Here is a 14,604-nt window from a genome sequence, read left to right on the forward strand (position 1 = left end):
GACGTGTGATCAAGGAGAGAAGTTTGCCAGGTGGTTCCTGATTTATGGAACTACCTCCGGCCGCGGATGTGAACAGGTACATCGATACCTTCTGGGAGTGCCGGATCCGGCAGCGGCTCTCCCCAGGACGTCACGAGCGGCAGAACCCCGGCCCAGACGGGCAGCTCGTAGTCCTCCTCCTCGTCCAGAGGAGCGCCGCGCCGCATCTTCACCGACGCCTCTTCGAGCGACAGGGCCAGCACGGCCGTCGCGGCCAGTTCCTTGGGCGACGGCTCCCTGACGTAGTCCCACTGGCCCGGCGCGAGCTGTTCGGACACGGCGCGGAGCCCGGCCAGCCGCTCTTCCGGGTCCGTCAGCAGCCGGGCGCGGCCGTAGATGATCGCGGAGCGGTAGTTGACGGAGTGATGGAAGATCGACCGGGCCAGCACGATGCCGTCGAGGTGGGTGACGGTGACGCACACGTCCGTGCCCTCGCTCGCGCGCAGCGACCGCGCGCCGGTGGAGCCGTGCAGGTAGAGCGTCTCGCCCAGGCGCCCGTATCCGGTGGGTATCACCATGGGGTGGCCGTCGACCACCACACCCAGGTGGCAGATCAGCCCGGCGTCGAGCACCTCGTACAGGTCGTTCCTGTCGCTGCTGCCCCGGTCCTTCGAGCGGCCGAGCGTGGTGCGGGGTGTGGTGGAGAGCATGGGGCCACGGTAATGAGAAAGTGGACATAGCCTGTAGGGCCACTAATGACCGCTTCCCGGAGACCACTTTCGTGCGCACCCTCGTCGACCTGCCCGTATCCCTGTCCAGGGGGTCGGGTGTCCCGCTCTCGGCACAGCTCACCGGCTGGCTGCGCCAGGCCATGCTGGCCGGGACGCTCGCGCCGGGGGAGCGCCTGCCGTCCTCGCGCGGGCTCGCGGAGCAGCTCGGCGTGAGCAGGACCGTGGTCACGGAGGCGTACCAGCAGCTGTACGCGGAGGGGTGGCTGGAGGGGCGGCACGGCTCCGGCACGTTCGTGGCCGCGCTGGAGGCGTCACACCTGGCCGTCGAGCCGCCGGCCGCGCCCGAGCCGCCGCCGCGTCCACCGGCCGAGCGGGTGATCGACCTGACCCCCGGCACTCCCTGGGTGCGCGACTACGACCACGCGGCCTGGAAGCGGGCCTGGCGCAGGGCCGCCGATCTGCCTCCTGGCGACCACCCGGACCCGTACGGCCTGCCGTACCTGCGCGAGCTGCTCGCCGACCATCTGCGGCGGGCCAGGGCCGTGACGGTCGGCCCCGAGAACGTCCTGGTCACCAGGGGCACCGGCAACGGCCTCGACCTGTGCGCGCTCGCGCTGCTGGGTGAGGGCGGCCGGGCAGGCGTCGAGGATCCCGGCTATCACGTGGCGCGTACGGTGTTCGGGGCCAGGGGGGCGAAGGTCGTGCCGTGCCCCGTCGACGAGGAGGGCGTGATCGTCGAGGCGCTCCCCGACGACCTCCGCGTCCTCTACACCACGCCCGCCCACCAGTACCCGCTCGGCGGACGCCTGCCGATCCCGCGCAGGGAACGGCTGCTCGCCTGGGCCCGGAGTACCGGCGCGATCATCGTGGAGGACGACTACGACGCCGAGTTCCGCTACGACGTCGCGCCGCTGCCCGCCCTCTACGGCCTCGACCCGTCGCGCGTCGTCCTGCTCGGCACGCTCTCGAAGACGCTCGCCCCCGACATCGGCGTCGGCTGGCTGGTGGGCTCCCCCGAGCTGCTCGATCGGATCGCCGCCATCCGGGTCTCGATGTCCGACCGCACCAGCGGCCCGGTCCAGCAGGCCGTCGCGACCCTCCTGGAGCGCGGCGACCTCGACCGCCACCTGCGCAGGATGCGCCTGGAGTACGCCCGCAGGCGCGGCGCGATCGTCGAGATCCTGGGCCCGGTGTGCCGCCTGCGCGGCGACACGGCCGGCCTGCACCTGCTGGCGGAGCTGCCGCTCGAAACGGTCTCCGGGCTGGTCGCGGCAGCGCGGGAGCAAGGCGTGCTGCTCGACTCCACCGCCCGCCACCACTACGGCACCGAGCGCCTGCACGGCCTGGTGATCGGGTACGGCTCGGCCACACTGGCCGAGGTCAGGCGCGGCTGCCGGACGGTGGCCGAGCTGATCCGCTCGGCCACCGGCGCGTAGCTCGGCCTGCGCCGCAAAGCCCAGCCACCGGTGCGTGGCTCAACTACCGGCGCGCGCAGCCGTCTCAGGCGGGCTCGAGCTCGCGCAGGATCGGCAGGGAGCGGGCGGCGTAGACCGGGTCGACGGGCAGGGCGTGGCGGGCCCACCAGCGGGCCGGGGCCGGATCGGGGGAGGGGTCGGTGAAGGCGGGCGCGTAGTCGTCGTACGGCGGGTCGTAGAGGTAGCCCGTCACCACCCCGCGCCGCTCCAGCGCGGCGATGGCCGCGTCCCGGTCGCGCACCAGCAGCGGCACCCGGAACAACGGCTGGTCGGCATGGTCCCGTACGCCCGCCGCCACCGACGGCAGCTCCGCCAGCGAGCGCACCCCCGCCAACCGGCGGGCCCGCTCTCCGGGCACCTTGGCCAGCCGTCTCGACTGGTACCAGCGGGCGAGCGCCCCTCTCCGGGCGCGGTAGTCGTGCAGGTCGGCGCGGACCCACGGATCGAACGGCGGCAGCGACGGCACCTGCTTCATGGCCGCCGCGAGCTCGTCGGGCCGCAGCGGGATGCGGTAGCCCTCGCGCGACTCCTCCATGCCCAGCAGGCGGGAGAGCCGGAGGGCGGGCCGGACCAGGTCGAGCCGGAGGGCGGCCTGGCGGGCCATCGAGGTGGTCACGGCCAGGAGTTCGGCGCGGAAGGCGCCCGGCTCCAGCAGCGCGTCGCGGGCCCGTTCGAGCGCGCGCAGGTCCGCCAGGCTCTCCACCGCGAGGACCCCGCCCGAGCCCGCGCCCGGGTGCTTGGACAGGCTGAAGACTCCGGCCTGGCCGAACGTGCCGAGGGGGCGGCCGGCGACGCTGGTCTCCATGGCGTGGGCGACATCCTCGATCAGGATTTTTCCCGTGAAGGCGGACACGGTGTCCGGCAGGCCGTACAGGTTGGTGGTCAGGACGGCGTCCACCTGGCCGAGGTTGACGCGGGTGGCGTCGATGTTGCCGTCACGGCGCGACAGCGGCGCGATCACCGGGCGCAGGCCCGCCGCCAGCACCAGGAAGAGGATCTCGTCGGCGGAGATCGGCGACATGAGCAGCCGCTGGCCCGGCGTGCACCAGTGACGCAGCACGAGGTAGAGGCCGAGGCGGTTCGAGGGGAGCAGCAGGCAGTGACGGCCGGTGCGCTCAGCGATTCTTTTCGCTGGAGGCTCCTTCACGACTGGAGGGCCGTGCGCAGCCGCCCGAACGTCTTCAGCGCCCGGTCGGCGGTCCTGTGCAGCAGCGGGTTGGCCAGTACGGTGGCCCGCGTCTTGCGCACGGGCACCCGCAGCAGCCAGTGGACGGCCGAGGCGGCGCCGACCGTGGCGACCCGCCCCTCGGCCACCTGGAACTCGCCGTTCTTGAGCTTCTCTTTGTACTCCTTCTCGCCCCGGCCCATGTCGATCACCTGGATGCCGGAACCGGCGGCCTGCTCGGCCATCGCCAGGTGATGGATGAGGCCGGGGGAGTATTTGGCGTAGTGGGTGTCGTAGGCCGGGAACCAGCCTGCGAGCGTGGTGCGCGTGCGGAGCCCGAAATGCCCGGCCATCGGCAGGTCGTTCACGTAGATCATGTCGAGCACCCCGGCGAAGCCCTCGGTCTGCGTGGCCAGCAGCCGCTCGACCAGCTCGACGATCCACTGCTGCGCGAACCGGTCGGTGCGCCCCGTGCGCCGGTATTGGTCGGTCTTCCAGCCGAGCAGCGTGTGCAGCGGCGCCGGGTCGGTGGTCGCGTAGTCGTGGCGGATCGGCCCGACGTCGCGCTGGAGCTTGCGCGACTTGGCCAGGGTCGTCTTGTACGTCTTGCCGGAGTGCAGGCGCAGGAACTCGGTGTAGGGGCCGTGCCCCTCACGCAGATCGATGATCGGCGACGGGTGGCGCTCGTGCCGCCCGGCGATCAGCGGCTGGCCCGCGACCAGGTGGTCGAACTCATAGACCGACAGCCCGCACTGCTTGATCAACCGGCGTGGGTCGATCTCCAGATCCTTGGCGTGGACCAGGCCCTGCGCGTCGGTGAGCCCGGCGGCCACCGGCTTGCCGATGCCCATCGGATGGCGCTCGAAGGGGAAGAACCCCACGATGTCGGGCCCGTCGTAGAGCACGGCGACGCGGACCATGTCGCGCAGCTCACCGACCGTGATGGTGAACTCGGGAGACAGGAACGGATTGTCGAAGGCCGCGTGCCCCTCCTGGAGAGCCCGCCATCGGCTCAGCTCAGGTGCTCCCAGCTCGCGAGGGTGAGCAAGTGTGACGCGCATGGGCTCCTACGTTCGGCATACCTTCAGTTAGTTTGGAGGTAGCTGTATACAACCAGGGTAAATGGTCTCGCATGATGGTCGTCTCCGCAGCTCCGGAACGTTACACAACTCTCAGCTAGCGTTCAGGACAGAGTGACGTTCTAATGTGTGTGCATGACCGTACCTGGGATTGACCGGCCCCGGCTGTTCGGCTGGATGGGCGCGAACGTGCCCGACGCGGGCGAACCCCTGTCCGTCTCCCTGATCTCCGGCGGCAGGTCGAACCTCACGTACCTCATCGAGACCCGCGAACGCCGGGTGGTGCTGCGCCGCCCGCCCCTCGGTCACGTGCTGCCCACCGCGCACGACATGCGGCGCGAGTGGCGGGTCATCTCCGCGCTCGCCGCGACGCCGGTCCCGGTGCCGGAGCCGGTCGCGTTCTGCGCCGACGAGGAGGTCATCGGAGCGCCGTTCTACCTGATGGGGTACGTGGACGGCCTGGCCGCCAGGACCCGCGAGCAGCTCGGCGAGCCCGCGCCCGCCGAGACGCGGCGGCTGGCGGAGCGGCTCGCCGAGGTGCTGGCCGCCATCCACGCCGTCGACTACCAGCAGGTCGGGCTCGGCGACTTCGGCCGCCCCGACGGCTACCTGGCCAGGCAGCTCGGCCGGTGGTGCCAGCAGTGGGACCGCTCGAAGACGGCCGACCTGCCGGAGTACGACCGCCTGGTCACGCGGCTGCGCGCGTGCATGCCGGCCCACTCGGCCAGCACGCTCGTGCACGGTGACTACCGCCTCGACAACACGCTCGTACGGCTGGCGCCCGGTCCGCCCGAGATCCTGGCCGTGGTCGACTGGGAGATGTCCACCCTCGGAGACCCGCTGGCCGATCTGGGGCTCACGCTCACCTACTGGCAGGACTCCGGTGACGAGGAGCGGGCGGGGATCCCGGTGGCCGGAGACGTGACGCTCGCCCCCGGGTTCCTCAACGCCGCCGAGTTCGCCGCCCACTACACGAAGGTCTCCGGCCGCGACATCTCGGACCTTCCGTTCTACGTGGCGTTCGGGAACTTCAAGCTCGCGGTCATCGTGGAAGGTATCCACGCCCGTTTCCGGCAGGGTAAGACCGTGGGTGAGGGCTTCGAGAACATCGGCTCCGCCGTACCCGCACTCATCGCCCGCGCGCACCGCATGCTGGACCAGCCCGTGAACCCCTGAGCGTGAACCGCCCGACCCGTGAACCGCCCGAGCATGAGCCCCTGAGGAGCGCACATGAGCACTGTGGCACTGATCACCGGAGCGGCGAGCGGCATCGGCGCCGCGGTGGCACGGCGGCTGTCGGCGGGCGGGGCCAAGTGCGTCCTCCTCGACCTCGACGCCGAAGGGGCCGAGCGCCTGGCGAAGGAGGTCGGCGGCGTCTGGCTGGCCGGTGACGTCGGCACCGAGGAGGCTTCCCGGCAGGCCGTCGCGCTCGCCGAGGAGACCTACGGCCGGCTCGACCTGGTGCACCTCAACGCGGGGATCTCGGGCGGGGTGGATCTCGCGGCGTTCGACGTCGAGCGCTATCGCCGGGTCGTCGGGGTGAACGTGGACGGCGTGGTCTTCGGCGTCGCCGCCTGCCTGCCGTCGCTCAAGCGCTCGGGCGGTGGCGCGATTGTGGTCACCTCGTCGCTGGCCGGGCTCGTCGGCTTCGCCGGTGACCCCGTGTACACGATGACCAAGCACGCCGTGGTGGGGCTCGTCAGGGCGCTGGCCGCGCCGCTGGCCAAGGAGCGGATCCGGATCGGCGCGGTCTGCCCGGGGTTCACGGACACGCCGCTGGTGGCGGGAGCGCGCGAGATGTTCGTCAACGCGGGGTTCCCGTTGCTGAGCGCCGCCGATGTCGCCGCGGCCGTCGAAACCGCCTTCTACGCCGACGAACCGGGCACGCTCCTCATCGTGCAACCGGGGAGGCAGCCAGTGCCGTACCGTTATGCGGGAGTCCCCGGACCGGCTGGAGGGCAGCGCCCGCCAGCCCCTTGATCGACCGCAAGTCCCTTGCAAGTACTGATATATACCGTGGGAAGGGCTGGGAGAGGCGTCCCGGCCCTTGTCCACGCGCGAGGGTGGAGGCACCGTGATTCCCACCGATGGCAAACACGCACGCAGACGGCCGCCATGGCCGATCGCGCTGGGCGTCGGGATCCTCGCGGTCGCGCTCGTCGCGGCGATCATGGTGTACGCGGGCACGCGGGGCGGCCCCCGAGACGAGTACAAGGGCGGCGAGATCGCCCAGACCCAGCCAAGTGAGCCGCCGCCCACACTGGAGCAGCCGCCGGCCCTGGACGACTGGCCGCGCTGGGGCGTCACCCACACCCAGTACAGCGCCGACAACGTGCCCCGCGAGATCACCGAGCAGGCCAAGAACATCCTCGGCCGCGTCCCCATGGTGCAGAACCAGCACATCATGGGCTGGGGCGTGGGCAACCCGGAGCCGAGCCCGGACCAGTACAACTTACGAGACCTCGACCGGCGGCTGAAGCTCATGGCCTCCTCGCGGGCCGTCCCGGTCATCACGCTGTGCTGCGCGCCCGACTGGATGAAGGGCGGTCAGGCCGGCCGTACGGACTGGTCCAAGAACCACACGGTCGCCCCCAAGCGCGAGCATTTCGACGATTACGCCAAGCTCGCCGCGCGGATCGCCAGGCAATATCCGACGGTGAAGTACTTCATGGTGTGGAACGAGTTCAAGGGCTTTTGGAACCCGTCCACGAACCGCTGGGACGCCGAGGGCTATACCGAGCTGTACAACAAGGTCTACGCGGCGCTGAAGAAGGTGAACGGCGACATCCAGGTCGGCGGCCCGTACATCCCGGTCGAGACCAACTCCGGCGGCGGCCCCTCCGAGCTCAGCGGTCCCTGGGGCACGGTCGACCAGCGCGCGCTCGACGCGATCGAATACTGGATCGAGCACAAGAAGGGCGCCGACTTCATCGTGGTCGACGGCGCCTCGATGACCAACGACAAGGCCAACGTCCCGGACGACTTCGCGGCCCAGGCCAAGTTCAGCGCGGTCACCGCCTGGCTCAGGCAGAAGAGCAACGACATGCCGGTGTGGTGGGCCGAGTGGTACGTCGAGCCCACCAACTCCGGCTGGAGCGAGGACAAGCGCACCGCCGTACAGGCCACGACGCTGATGGAGTTCGCCAGGAGCGGCGTGACGACGGCGCTCTACTGGAACCCGGAGCAGAAGGACGGGACGGAGTGCCCCGGCTGCCTCTGGTCGTCCGGCACGGGCCAGGAGCTGCCGATGGCGGGGCTGCTGAGCGGGTTCGCGAAATGGTTCCCCGCCGGGGTGAAACTGGATGCCGTCACCACCTCCGACCAGCGCATCAAGACGCTGGGCCAGGAGCGGCAGATGGTCATGGTCAACACGGCCGACACGAGCGTCACCGCCACCGTGGACGGCAAGCGGGTGACCTTGAAACCGTACGAGATCCAGTGGGCGGGACGCGGGGCCTGACCCTCGGTCAAGGGCTCCGTTCGTCTGCTCGGACGGTCGGCCGGAGCCCTTCTCTCACCATTCTTCGGAACAATCATTGCCGTCCCCCGGAATTCCATTGCCTGGGGCGACTTGCGGCGGGCAGAGAAACGTCAAACCGCTTTTCCACTTCTGTGGTGATCGAGGCGTCGGCTTGGGTTTGCCCAGGTCCCAACGGGGTTCTGGTATGGGGCGGACTGCGAGCGCTTTATCGCTGATTTACATATCACACATGCGCAGATCTTTTCCATGAGCACCGGTCAAATCAGATCAAAGAACGCCCCCAAGCCCTGATTTTTCACCATTTGGGTGCTAGCGTCCTATTTTGAAAGCCGAAATAGTGCGACCTGCACAGGGGGGAATCATGACTCTCGGTAAGCTCTTCCCGGCTCACCGTAGCGACTGGTGGGGATGGGGCCGTCGCGGTTGTGGTCGGCGTCGCTGGTGGGGTGGATGCGGCGGTGGCTGCGGTGGCGGCTGGCGCAGGCGGTGGTGGTGGTAGAAGAGGTGCCACCTGAGAGCCGTCGGGTCTCCCAACGGCTCTCACTCACCGCTCCGCCTCTGGCGCCGACGGTGTCCATCCGGAACACCTTCCGGGCATTCTGGCCGGACACCCGCGGCGTCAGGGCGCTGTTCGCGGCCGGGGTCGTGTTCGCGATCCTGGCCGCTCTGTGTGAGGTCGCCGCGATCGCCCTGTTCGGCTACATCACCGACAAGGTCCTCAGCGAACGGGACCTGGGCGCCTTCTGGGCCCCCGCGGCCGCCTGGCTCGGCCTGGCGGTTCTGGCCGGTCTCGTCTCCTTCGCCGGCGCGTACATCACCGCCGCGGGCGCGGAACGCTTCCTCCTCAAGCTCCGCGACCGGGTCTTCGGCCACGTCCAGACCCTCACACCCGACTTCTTCGAGAACCGCCGTACGGGCGACCTGATGGCCCGGCTCACCGACGACATCGAGGCCATCGAGGAGCTCGTCGGCTCCGGCCTGGTCAAGATGTTCACCACCGTGGCCAGCGTGATCTTCTTCGCCGGCGCGGCGTTCATCATCCGATGGGACCTGGCGCTGGTCACGTTCGCGCTGATCCCGGCGTTCCTGGTGGTCTCCAAGGTCTTCGCGTCCCGGTTCAGGAACGCGGCGGCCCGCGAGCGGACCAGCAACGGCACCATGAACAGCGTCATCGAGGAGAGCCTGTCCAACCAGTCACTCGTCCAGGCCTACAACCAGCAGCAGACCGAGGCCAGGCACCTGCACCGCGAAGGTCGCACCTGGCTGCGCGCGAACCTGTCCCAGGCGTGGCTCTCCGGCCTCTACGGCCCCGCCGTACAGGTGCTGGAGACCATCTGCCTGATCGTCATTCTGGGCTTCGGCGCCTGGGAGATCACCCAAGACCGCCTCACGCTCGGCGGCCTGCTCGCATTCGCCGCCTACCTCGCCTATCTCTATCCCGCCGTCCAGGGTCTGGGCCAGCTCGCCCTGACCGTCTCGGAGGCCGCCGCCGGTTCGGACCGCGTCATGGAGGTCCTCTCCGTACGTCCGACCGTCGTGGACCGTCCGACCGCCGTACCGGTGGTCGGGCGCAGCAAGGGGCGGATCGAGTTCTCGCGGGTCGGCTTCACGTACCCCAAGCGGATCAGGGCGACACTGCGCGAGCTGTCGTTCGTGATCGAACCGGGGGAACTCGTCGTCTGCACCGGAGCCAGCGGTGCGGGCAAGTCCACGCTCGCCAAGCTGCTCCTGCGTTTCTACGACCCGAACACCGGCCGCATCCTCCTGGACGGGGTGGACCTGCGCGACCTGACCCGATCGTCGCTGCGCGACACCATCACGCTCCTGCACCAGGAGAACCTCCTGTTCTCCGGCACGGTGCGCGACAACATCGCCTACGGCTCTCCGGGTGCCGACGACGCCGCCGTGATTCTGGCGGCCGAGCTGGCCGACGTACACGATTTCATCCAGACATTGCCCCAGAAGTACGACACGCCCATCGGTCAGCGGGGCCGCCTCATGTCCGGCGGCCAGCGCCAGCGCCTCGCCATCGCCCGCGCGATCCTGCGTGACTCGCCGGTGCTGGTGCTGGACGAGCCGATGACCGGGCTGGACGTGGTCACGGCCGAGCGGGTGATGGTGCCGTTGCGCCGGTTGATGGAGGGGCGGACGACGCTGCTCATCACCCATGACCTGCGGCATGTTCCGGAAGGGGTGCGCCGGATCGACCTGGAACCGGTACGACGTTCGGATCGGATTCGGCTCCGGCCGAAACGGAGTGACCTCGGGGTGCATGGCGCATACTGACCCGACAATTCACCGGCCTGGGCGGGAAACCGCCCAGGCCCTGTCATGTGAACGCCACCCCCGCCTCGGCCAACTGTGCCATGATCAACAACGCCGGGGGGCCTCCCGTCATCGCCATTCAGTAGCCGAGAGCCTACTAATCCGGCATACTCCACACCCAGCAAGATCTGTTGTCAGATCCGGCGCCCATGCTCAAGGAGCTCGACTATTGGGCAGGGCGGGCGACAATGGCCGCAATTGGTTACCAAGTGCCCACGCAAAGCGAAGATTCCACTACAATCCGATCAAGACTTCCAGGCCGTATGTTTCTGACCTCCGACGAGGACTTGATGTCAGCAACTCACATACCTGTTCACCGTCGGGCCCTGCTCGTACCGCTTGGCGTCGCCGTCGTGGCCGGCGTCGCGTGCGTATGGGCCGTGGCCGAGGCGCCGGTCGAGGGGCGAACGCTCGTGGCCTGGTGCCTGGGCATAGCCGCCCTGCTGCTGTGCGCCGCCATCACCTATGGCTTGTACGGCCGGCAGCAGGCGAGCCTGCTGCGTGACCGGCTCGCCATGAGGGAGGCGGACCTCGCCCAACTGGCCGACCACACCCTGCCCGCGCTGGTGAAGAGGTTGCGTGACGGGGCGTCGGTCGACACCGCGCTCGCCGAGGTGCCCAGGCCCGCCGACCTGGCTCAGCAGCGCATCCTGTGGACGCTGGCGCAGGAGGTCGGCAGAGGAGACCGGATGCGCGCGGCCGCGATGTCGGCCTGCGCCAACGCCGCCGGCCGGGTGCAGGCACTGGCGACCAGCATGCTGGCCGATCTGCGGGAGATGGAGGACCGGCATGACGAGAAGGTCCTCGGGGACCTGCTGAGGCTGGACCACAGCACCGCCCAGGCGGGCCGGCTGGCCGACAGCATCGCCGTGCTGACCGGTTCGCGTTCCGGGCGGCGCTGGACCAAGCCGATCGTGATGGAGAGCATCATGCGCGGCGCGGTGGGCCGGATCAGTGCCTACCAGCGGGTTCGGGTGCACTCGGCCAGCACCGTCGCGATCGCCGGGCACGCCGCCGAGGGCGTCATGCACGCCCTCGCAGAGCTGATGGACAACGCCACCAGCTTCTCGCCTCCGTCCGAGGAGGTGCACGTGTACGTCGAAGAGGTGAGCACGGGCATCGTGATCACCATCGAGGACTGCGGTCTGGTCATGAGCGCCGTGGCGCTGAACCGCGCCCGGCAGGCCGTCTCGTCCGAGCCCCTGGACCTGACGACGCTGTCCGGTACGCGACTGGGCCTGGCGGTCGTGGGCTGCCTGGCTCGCAAGCACGGTCTGACCGTCTCCTTCAGGCCGTCCTCACGCGGGGGCACCGGAGTGGTGGTCATGATCCCGCAGAAACTGGTCACCCAGCCCGCGCCGGCTCCCCAGGTGGAGGCCCCGCGTAAGCCGAGCGTCCCGGCCGCCCGCCGGGCCGCCTCGGCCCCCGTCCCCGCGCAGGCCGACCCGGCGAAGGCCGACCCCGTCGCGGATGGCGAGCTGCCCAGGCGACGGCGCGGTCAGACGCTCGCGGCGGCGACGTCCGCGGCCCCCGTGCCCGAGCAGGCTCCGGCGCGGCCCAGGCCGTCCCTCTCCGAGGCCGGAGCGAGATTCAGCGCTTTCCGCCAGGCCAGCCGTGGGACCGGTGCCGGCGCCGGTGCGGCGGGTCAGGAAGTGGAACACCCGCAAGCAGAGGGCCCGGCAGCAGAAGGCCCGAAAGACGACATCCGGTGACCAACTTACAGATTGGAGGGAGGGCTGCTCGTCCGGCGACGCCGGATGACCGTCCCAGACTCTCGATGAGAACCTCAGACCGCGACCTCGCCTGGCTGCTGGAGAACCTCCTGGAGAGGACACCGCAGACCCGGCACGTCTTGGTGCTGTCGAAGGACGGCCTCAAGCTCTCCCACACCCACGGGCTGTCGGTGGACCGGGCCGATCAACTGGCCGCCATCGCCTCGGGCATCCAGAGCCTGGCCCACGGGGCGTCGATGGAGTTCGGCGACGGTTCCGGCGGGCTGCGGCAGTCCATGACGGAGTTCCACGGCGGGCTGCTGTTCATCGTGGAAGCGGGAGAAGGCGCCCATCTCGCCGTCGTGGCGAGCGACGACGCCGACCCCGGCATCATCGGCCACAACATGAACGAACTGGTCGAGCAGATCGGGGAGTATCTGACCGCTCCGCCGCGCGAACCTCAGCAGAGCAGCCGCTCGCTATGATCTCGCGGCGAGTGGCCAGCGAGAACCCGGACCGGCTGTACACGGTCACCGGGGGGCGCAGTCGCGCGGACGAGAGTGCCATGGACGTGGTCACGCTGATCGTGAGCGAATGCGATCCGACCCCCGGCATGCAGTCCGAGCACGTCAAGATCCTCCAGATGTGCCGCCAGCCGATGGCGGTCGTGGAGATCTCCTCGGAGCTGAGACTGCCCGTCAGCGTCGTACGGATCCTGCTGTGCGACCTGCTGGACACCGGACGCATCACCGCCCGCCATCCGCCCAAGGCTCCCGCCAAGGCGCAACTGCCCGATCCCGAAATCCTGGAGCAGGTGCTTGTTGGACTTCAGAACCTCTGACCCACCCGGCCGTACACCGCTACGGAGCACGATGACCACCGGTCTCAAGATCGTGGTCGTCGGCGGGTTCGGCGTGGGCAAGACGACCATGGTCCGCTCGGTCAGCGAGATCCGGCCGCTGAGCACCGAAGAGACGATGACCCAGGCAGGCATGGGGATCGATGACGCGAGCGGCGTACAGACCAAGACCACGACCACGGTGGCCTTCGACTTCGGCCGCATCAGCCTGAACGAGCAGATGGTGCTCTACCTGTTCGGGGCGCCCGGCCAGGACCGGTTCTGGTTCCTGTGGGACCGGCTGTTCTCCGGGACGCTGGGAGCGGTCGTCCTGGTCGACGCCCGCCGCCTGGCCGACTCGTGGTACGCCATCGACCGGCTCGAACACCACGGAATGCCGTTCATCGTCGCGCGCAACAACTTCGACGAGCCGACGCATCCCCTGGAGAAGATCCGGGAGGCGCTGGACCTGTCCGAAGAGGTTCCGCTGATCGACTGTGACGCCCGTCAACGTGACTCGAGCAAGGCCGTGCTGATCGCCCTCGTCAACCACCTCCACGCGATGTCCTCCGCCCGGGGGGTTACCCGATGACCGATACCCACTACACACCCGAGCCCATCCGGATGTACGGGCCCCAGTTCCAGGAGGATCCGGAGCAGCTGTACCGGGACATGCGCAAGCTGCACGGGCCCGTCGTCCCGGTCCTGATGGAGGGCGATATTCCCGCCTGGCTGGTGATCGGCTACCGCGAGCTGCGCTACGTCCTGAGCAATCCGCAGCTCTTCGGCCGCGACTCCCGCCGGTGGAACGCCTGGGACCGCATCCCGCCGGACTGGCCGCTGTTGGCGTTCGTCGGCTATCAGCCGTCCATTCTGTTCACCGAGGGCGCCGAGCATCAGCGGCGGGCCGGCGCCCTCAGCGACGCCCTCGCCTCCGTCGACCAGTTCGAGCTGAGATCACAGTGCGAGAGGGTCGCCGACGGCCTGATCGACGCGTTCACCGGCCACGGCCGGGCTGACCTGATCGCGCAGTACTCTCAGCCGATGCCGCTGCTGTCCATGGTCACGATGTTCGGGTTGCCGGAGGCGGAGACGCCCCGCATCGTGGCCGACGTGACCATGATCCTCAACGTCGGCCCGGAAACCGCGGAGGCGTACGGGCGAGTCCAGACCGCGATGCAGCGGCTGATCGCCACCAAACGCGAGCGCCCCGGCCCGGACCTGCCCTCACGCCTGCTGGCCCATCCCGCGGGGCTCAGTGACGAGGAGATCGTCCAGGACCTGGTCGTGCTGTTGAGCGGCGGCCAGGAGCCGACCGCCAACTGGATCGGCAACACCCTGCGGTTGATGCTGACCGACGAACGGTTCGCCGTGACCCTGTCGGGTGGCCGCCGCAGTGCCAGCCAGGCGCTGAACGAGGTCATGTGGGAGGACTCGCCCGCCCAGAACAGCCTGGGCCGCTGGGCGGCGCACGACACGCAGCTGGGCGGGCAGCGCATCCGGGCCGGTGACGCGCTCATCATCGGTCTCGCCGCCGCGAACGCCGACCCGCAGGTACGGCCCGACTCCTACGGCGGCTCCGCCGGCAACCACGCGCACATGTCCTTCGGCCACGGCGAGCACGGCTGCCCGCACCCGGCGCCGGAGCTCGCCGAGGTCATCGCCTACACGGCCGTCGAGGTGCTGCTGGACCGGCTCCCGGACATGGGGCTGTCGGTGCCCGCCGACCAGCTCGTCTGGCGGCCGTCCTTCCGGCTGCGCGCCCTGACCACCCTGCCGGTCGAGTTCACGCCCGGCTACCTCAGGGGACCCGGCTAGG

At 69.6% G+C, this 14,604-nt stretch carries 13 protein-coding genes; 10 read left to right on the forward strand and 3 right to left on the reverse strand.

What is annotated here, in order from left to right:
• Positions 1–50 precede the first annotated feature (50 nt).
• The gene (locus AB0J16_RS17865; RefSeq protein ID WP_358540248.1) at positions 51–689 is read right to left on the reverse strand and encodes a pyridoxamine 5'-phosphate oxidase family protein; all 639 of its coding nucleotides are present in this window, start codon (positions 687–689) and stop codon (positions 51–53) included.
• 71 nt (positions 690–760) lie between these two features.
• Between AB0J16_RS17865 and AB0J16_RS17870 the strand changes: the two genes are divergently transcribed.
• Positions 761–2,146: a PLP-dependent aminotransferase family protein gene (locus AB0J16_RS17870; protein ID WP_358540251.1), complete on the forward strand. Its 1,386-nt coding sequence runs from the start codon at positions 761–763 to the stop codon at positions 2,144–2,146.
• A 64-nt stretch (positions 2,147–2,210) separates the two neighbouring features.
• Here AB0J16_RS17870 and AB0J16_RS17875 read toward each other — a convergent pair whose 3' ends face one another.
• Both AB0J16_RS17875 and AB0J16_RS17880 read right to left on the reverse strand, forming a co-directional pair.
• Positions 2,211–3,332 carry a DegT/DnrJ/EryC1/StrS family aminotransferase gene (locus tag AB0J16_RS17875; protein ID WP_358540254.1) on the reverse strand — a complete coding sequence of 374 codons (1,122 nt, stop codon included), beginning with the start codon at positions 3,330–3,332 and terminating at the stop codon, positions 2,211–2,213.
• Positions 3,329–4,411: a GNAT family N-acetyltransferase gene (locus AB0J16_RS17880; protein ID WP_358540258.1), complete on the reverse strand. Its 1,083-nt coding sequence runs from the start codon at positions 4,409–4,411 to the stop codon at positions 3,329–3,331. Before AB0J16_RS17880 ends, AB0J16_RS17875 begins: the two co-directional genes overlap by 4 nt.
• A 153-nt stretch (positions 4,412–4,564) precedes the next feature.
• Between AB0J16_RS17880 and AB0J16_RS17885 the strand changes: the two genes are divergently transcribed.
• From AB0J16_RS17885 to AB0J16_RS17925, 9 genes are all read left to right on the forward strand, one after another.
• Complete coding sequence (locus tag AB0J16_RS17885) at positions 4,565–5,605, forward strand: phosphotransferase family protein (protein ID WP_358540261.1); 1,041 nt, start codon at positions 4,565–4,567, stop codon at positions 5,603–5,605.
• Positions 5,606–5,659: 54 nt separating this feature from the next.
• A complete protein-coding gene (locus tag AB0J16_RS17890; protein WP_358540264.1) occupies positions 5,660–6,409 on the forward strand; it encodes an SDR family NAD(P)-dependent oxidoreductase in 750 nt (249 codons plus the stop codon).
• A gap of 94 nt (positions 6,410–6,503) precedes the next feature.
• Positions 6,504–7,889: a xylan 1,4-beta-xylosidase gene (locus tag AB0J16_RS17895; protein WP_358540267.1), complete on the forward strand. Its 1,386-nt coding sequence runs from the start codon at positions 6,504–6,506 to the stop codon at positions 7,887–7,889.
• A gap of 471 nt (positions 7,890–8,360) precedes the next feature.
• A complete protein-coding gene (locus tag AB0J16_RS17900) occupies positions 8,361–10,196 on the forward strand; it encodes an ABC transporter ATP-binding protein (RefSeq protein ID WP_358540269.1) in 1,836 nt (611 codons plus the stop codon).
• 392 nt (positions 10,197–10,588) lie between these two features.
• On the forward strand, positions 10,589–11,947 hold the full coding sequence (locus AB0J16_RS17905) for an ATP-binding protein (RefSeq protein WP_358540276.1): 1,359 nt from the start codon (positions 10,589–10,591) through the stop codon (positions 11,945–11,947).
• 65 nt (positions 11,948–12,012) lie between these two features.
• Complete coding sequence (locus tag AB0J16_RS17910; RefSeq protein WP_225292333.1) at positions 12,013–12,432, forward strand: roadblock/LC7 domain-containing protein; 420 nt, start codon at positions 12,013–12,015, stop codon at positions 12,430–12,432.
• Entirely contained in the window at positions 12,429–12,788 is a 360-nt protein-coding gene (locus AB0J16_RS17915) for a DUF742 domain-containing protein (RefSeq protein ID WP_357956041.1), read from the forward strand. Before AB0J16_RS17910 ends, AB0J16_RS17915 begins: the two co-directional genes overlap by 4 nt.
• Positions 12,789–12,819: 31 nt before the next feature.
• Positions 12,820–13,377: an ATP/GTP-binding protein gene (locus AB0J16_RS17920; RefSeq protein ID WP_358540278.1), complete on the forward strand. Its 558-nt coding sequence runs from the start codon at positions 12,820–12,822 to the stop codon at positions 13,375–13,377.
• Entirely contained in the window at positions 13,374–14,603 is a 1,230-nt protein-coding gene (locus tag AB0J16_RS17925; RefSeq protein ID WP_358540281.1) for a cytochrome P450, read from the forward strand. Before AB0J16_RS17920 ends, AB0J16_RS17925 begins: the two co-directional genes overlap by 4 nt.
• Position 14,604: the final 1 nt, after the last annotated feature.

Source organism: Nonomuraea sp. NPDC049750 (assembly GCF_040659625.1).
Classification (GTDB): domain Bacteria; phylum Actinomycetota; class Actinomycetes; order Streptosporangiales; family Streptosporangiaceae; genus Nonomuraea.

Bases quoted from the DNA above. Each gene is read 5' to 3' on its own strand.
- AB0J16_RS17925 (WP_358540281.1), top strand. From the start codon at position 13,374: ATGACCGATACCCACTACACACCCGAGCCCATCCGGATGTACGGGCCC.
- AB0J16_RS17900 (WP_358540269.1), top strand. From the start codon at position 8,361: ATGCGGCGGTGGCTGCGGTGGCGGCTGGCGCAGGCGGTGGTGGTGGTA.
- AB0J16_RS17865 (WP_358540248.1), bottom strand. From the start codon at position 689: ATGCTCTCCACCACACCCCGCACCACGCTCGGCCGCTCGAAGGACCGG.
- AB0J16_RS17885 (WP_358540261.1), top strand. From the start codon at position 4,565: ATGACCGTACCTGGGATTGACCGGCCCCGGCTGTTCGGCTGGATGGGC.
- AB0J16_RS17920 (WP_358540278.1), top strand. From the start codon at position 12,820: ATGACCACCGGTCTCAAGATCGTGGTCGTCGGCGGGTTCGGCGTGGGC.
- AB0J16_RS17915 (WP_357956041.1), top strand. From the start codon at position 12,429: ATGATCTCGCGGCGAGTGGCCAGCGAGAACCCGGACCGGCTGTACACG.
- AB0J16_RS17890 (WP_358540264.1), top strand. From the start codon at position 5,660: ATGAGCACTGTGGCACTGATCACCGGAGCGGCGAGCGGCATCGGCGCC.
- AB0J16_RS17910 (WP_225292333.1), top strand. From the start codon at position 12,013: ATGAGAACCTCAGACCGCGACCTCGCCTGGCTGCTGGAGAACCTCCTG.
- AB0J16_RS17880 (WP_358540258.1), bottom strand. From the start codon at position 4,411: ATGCGCGTCACACTTGCTCACCCTCGCGAGCTGGGAGCACCTGAGCTG.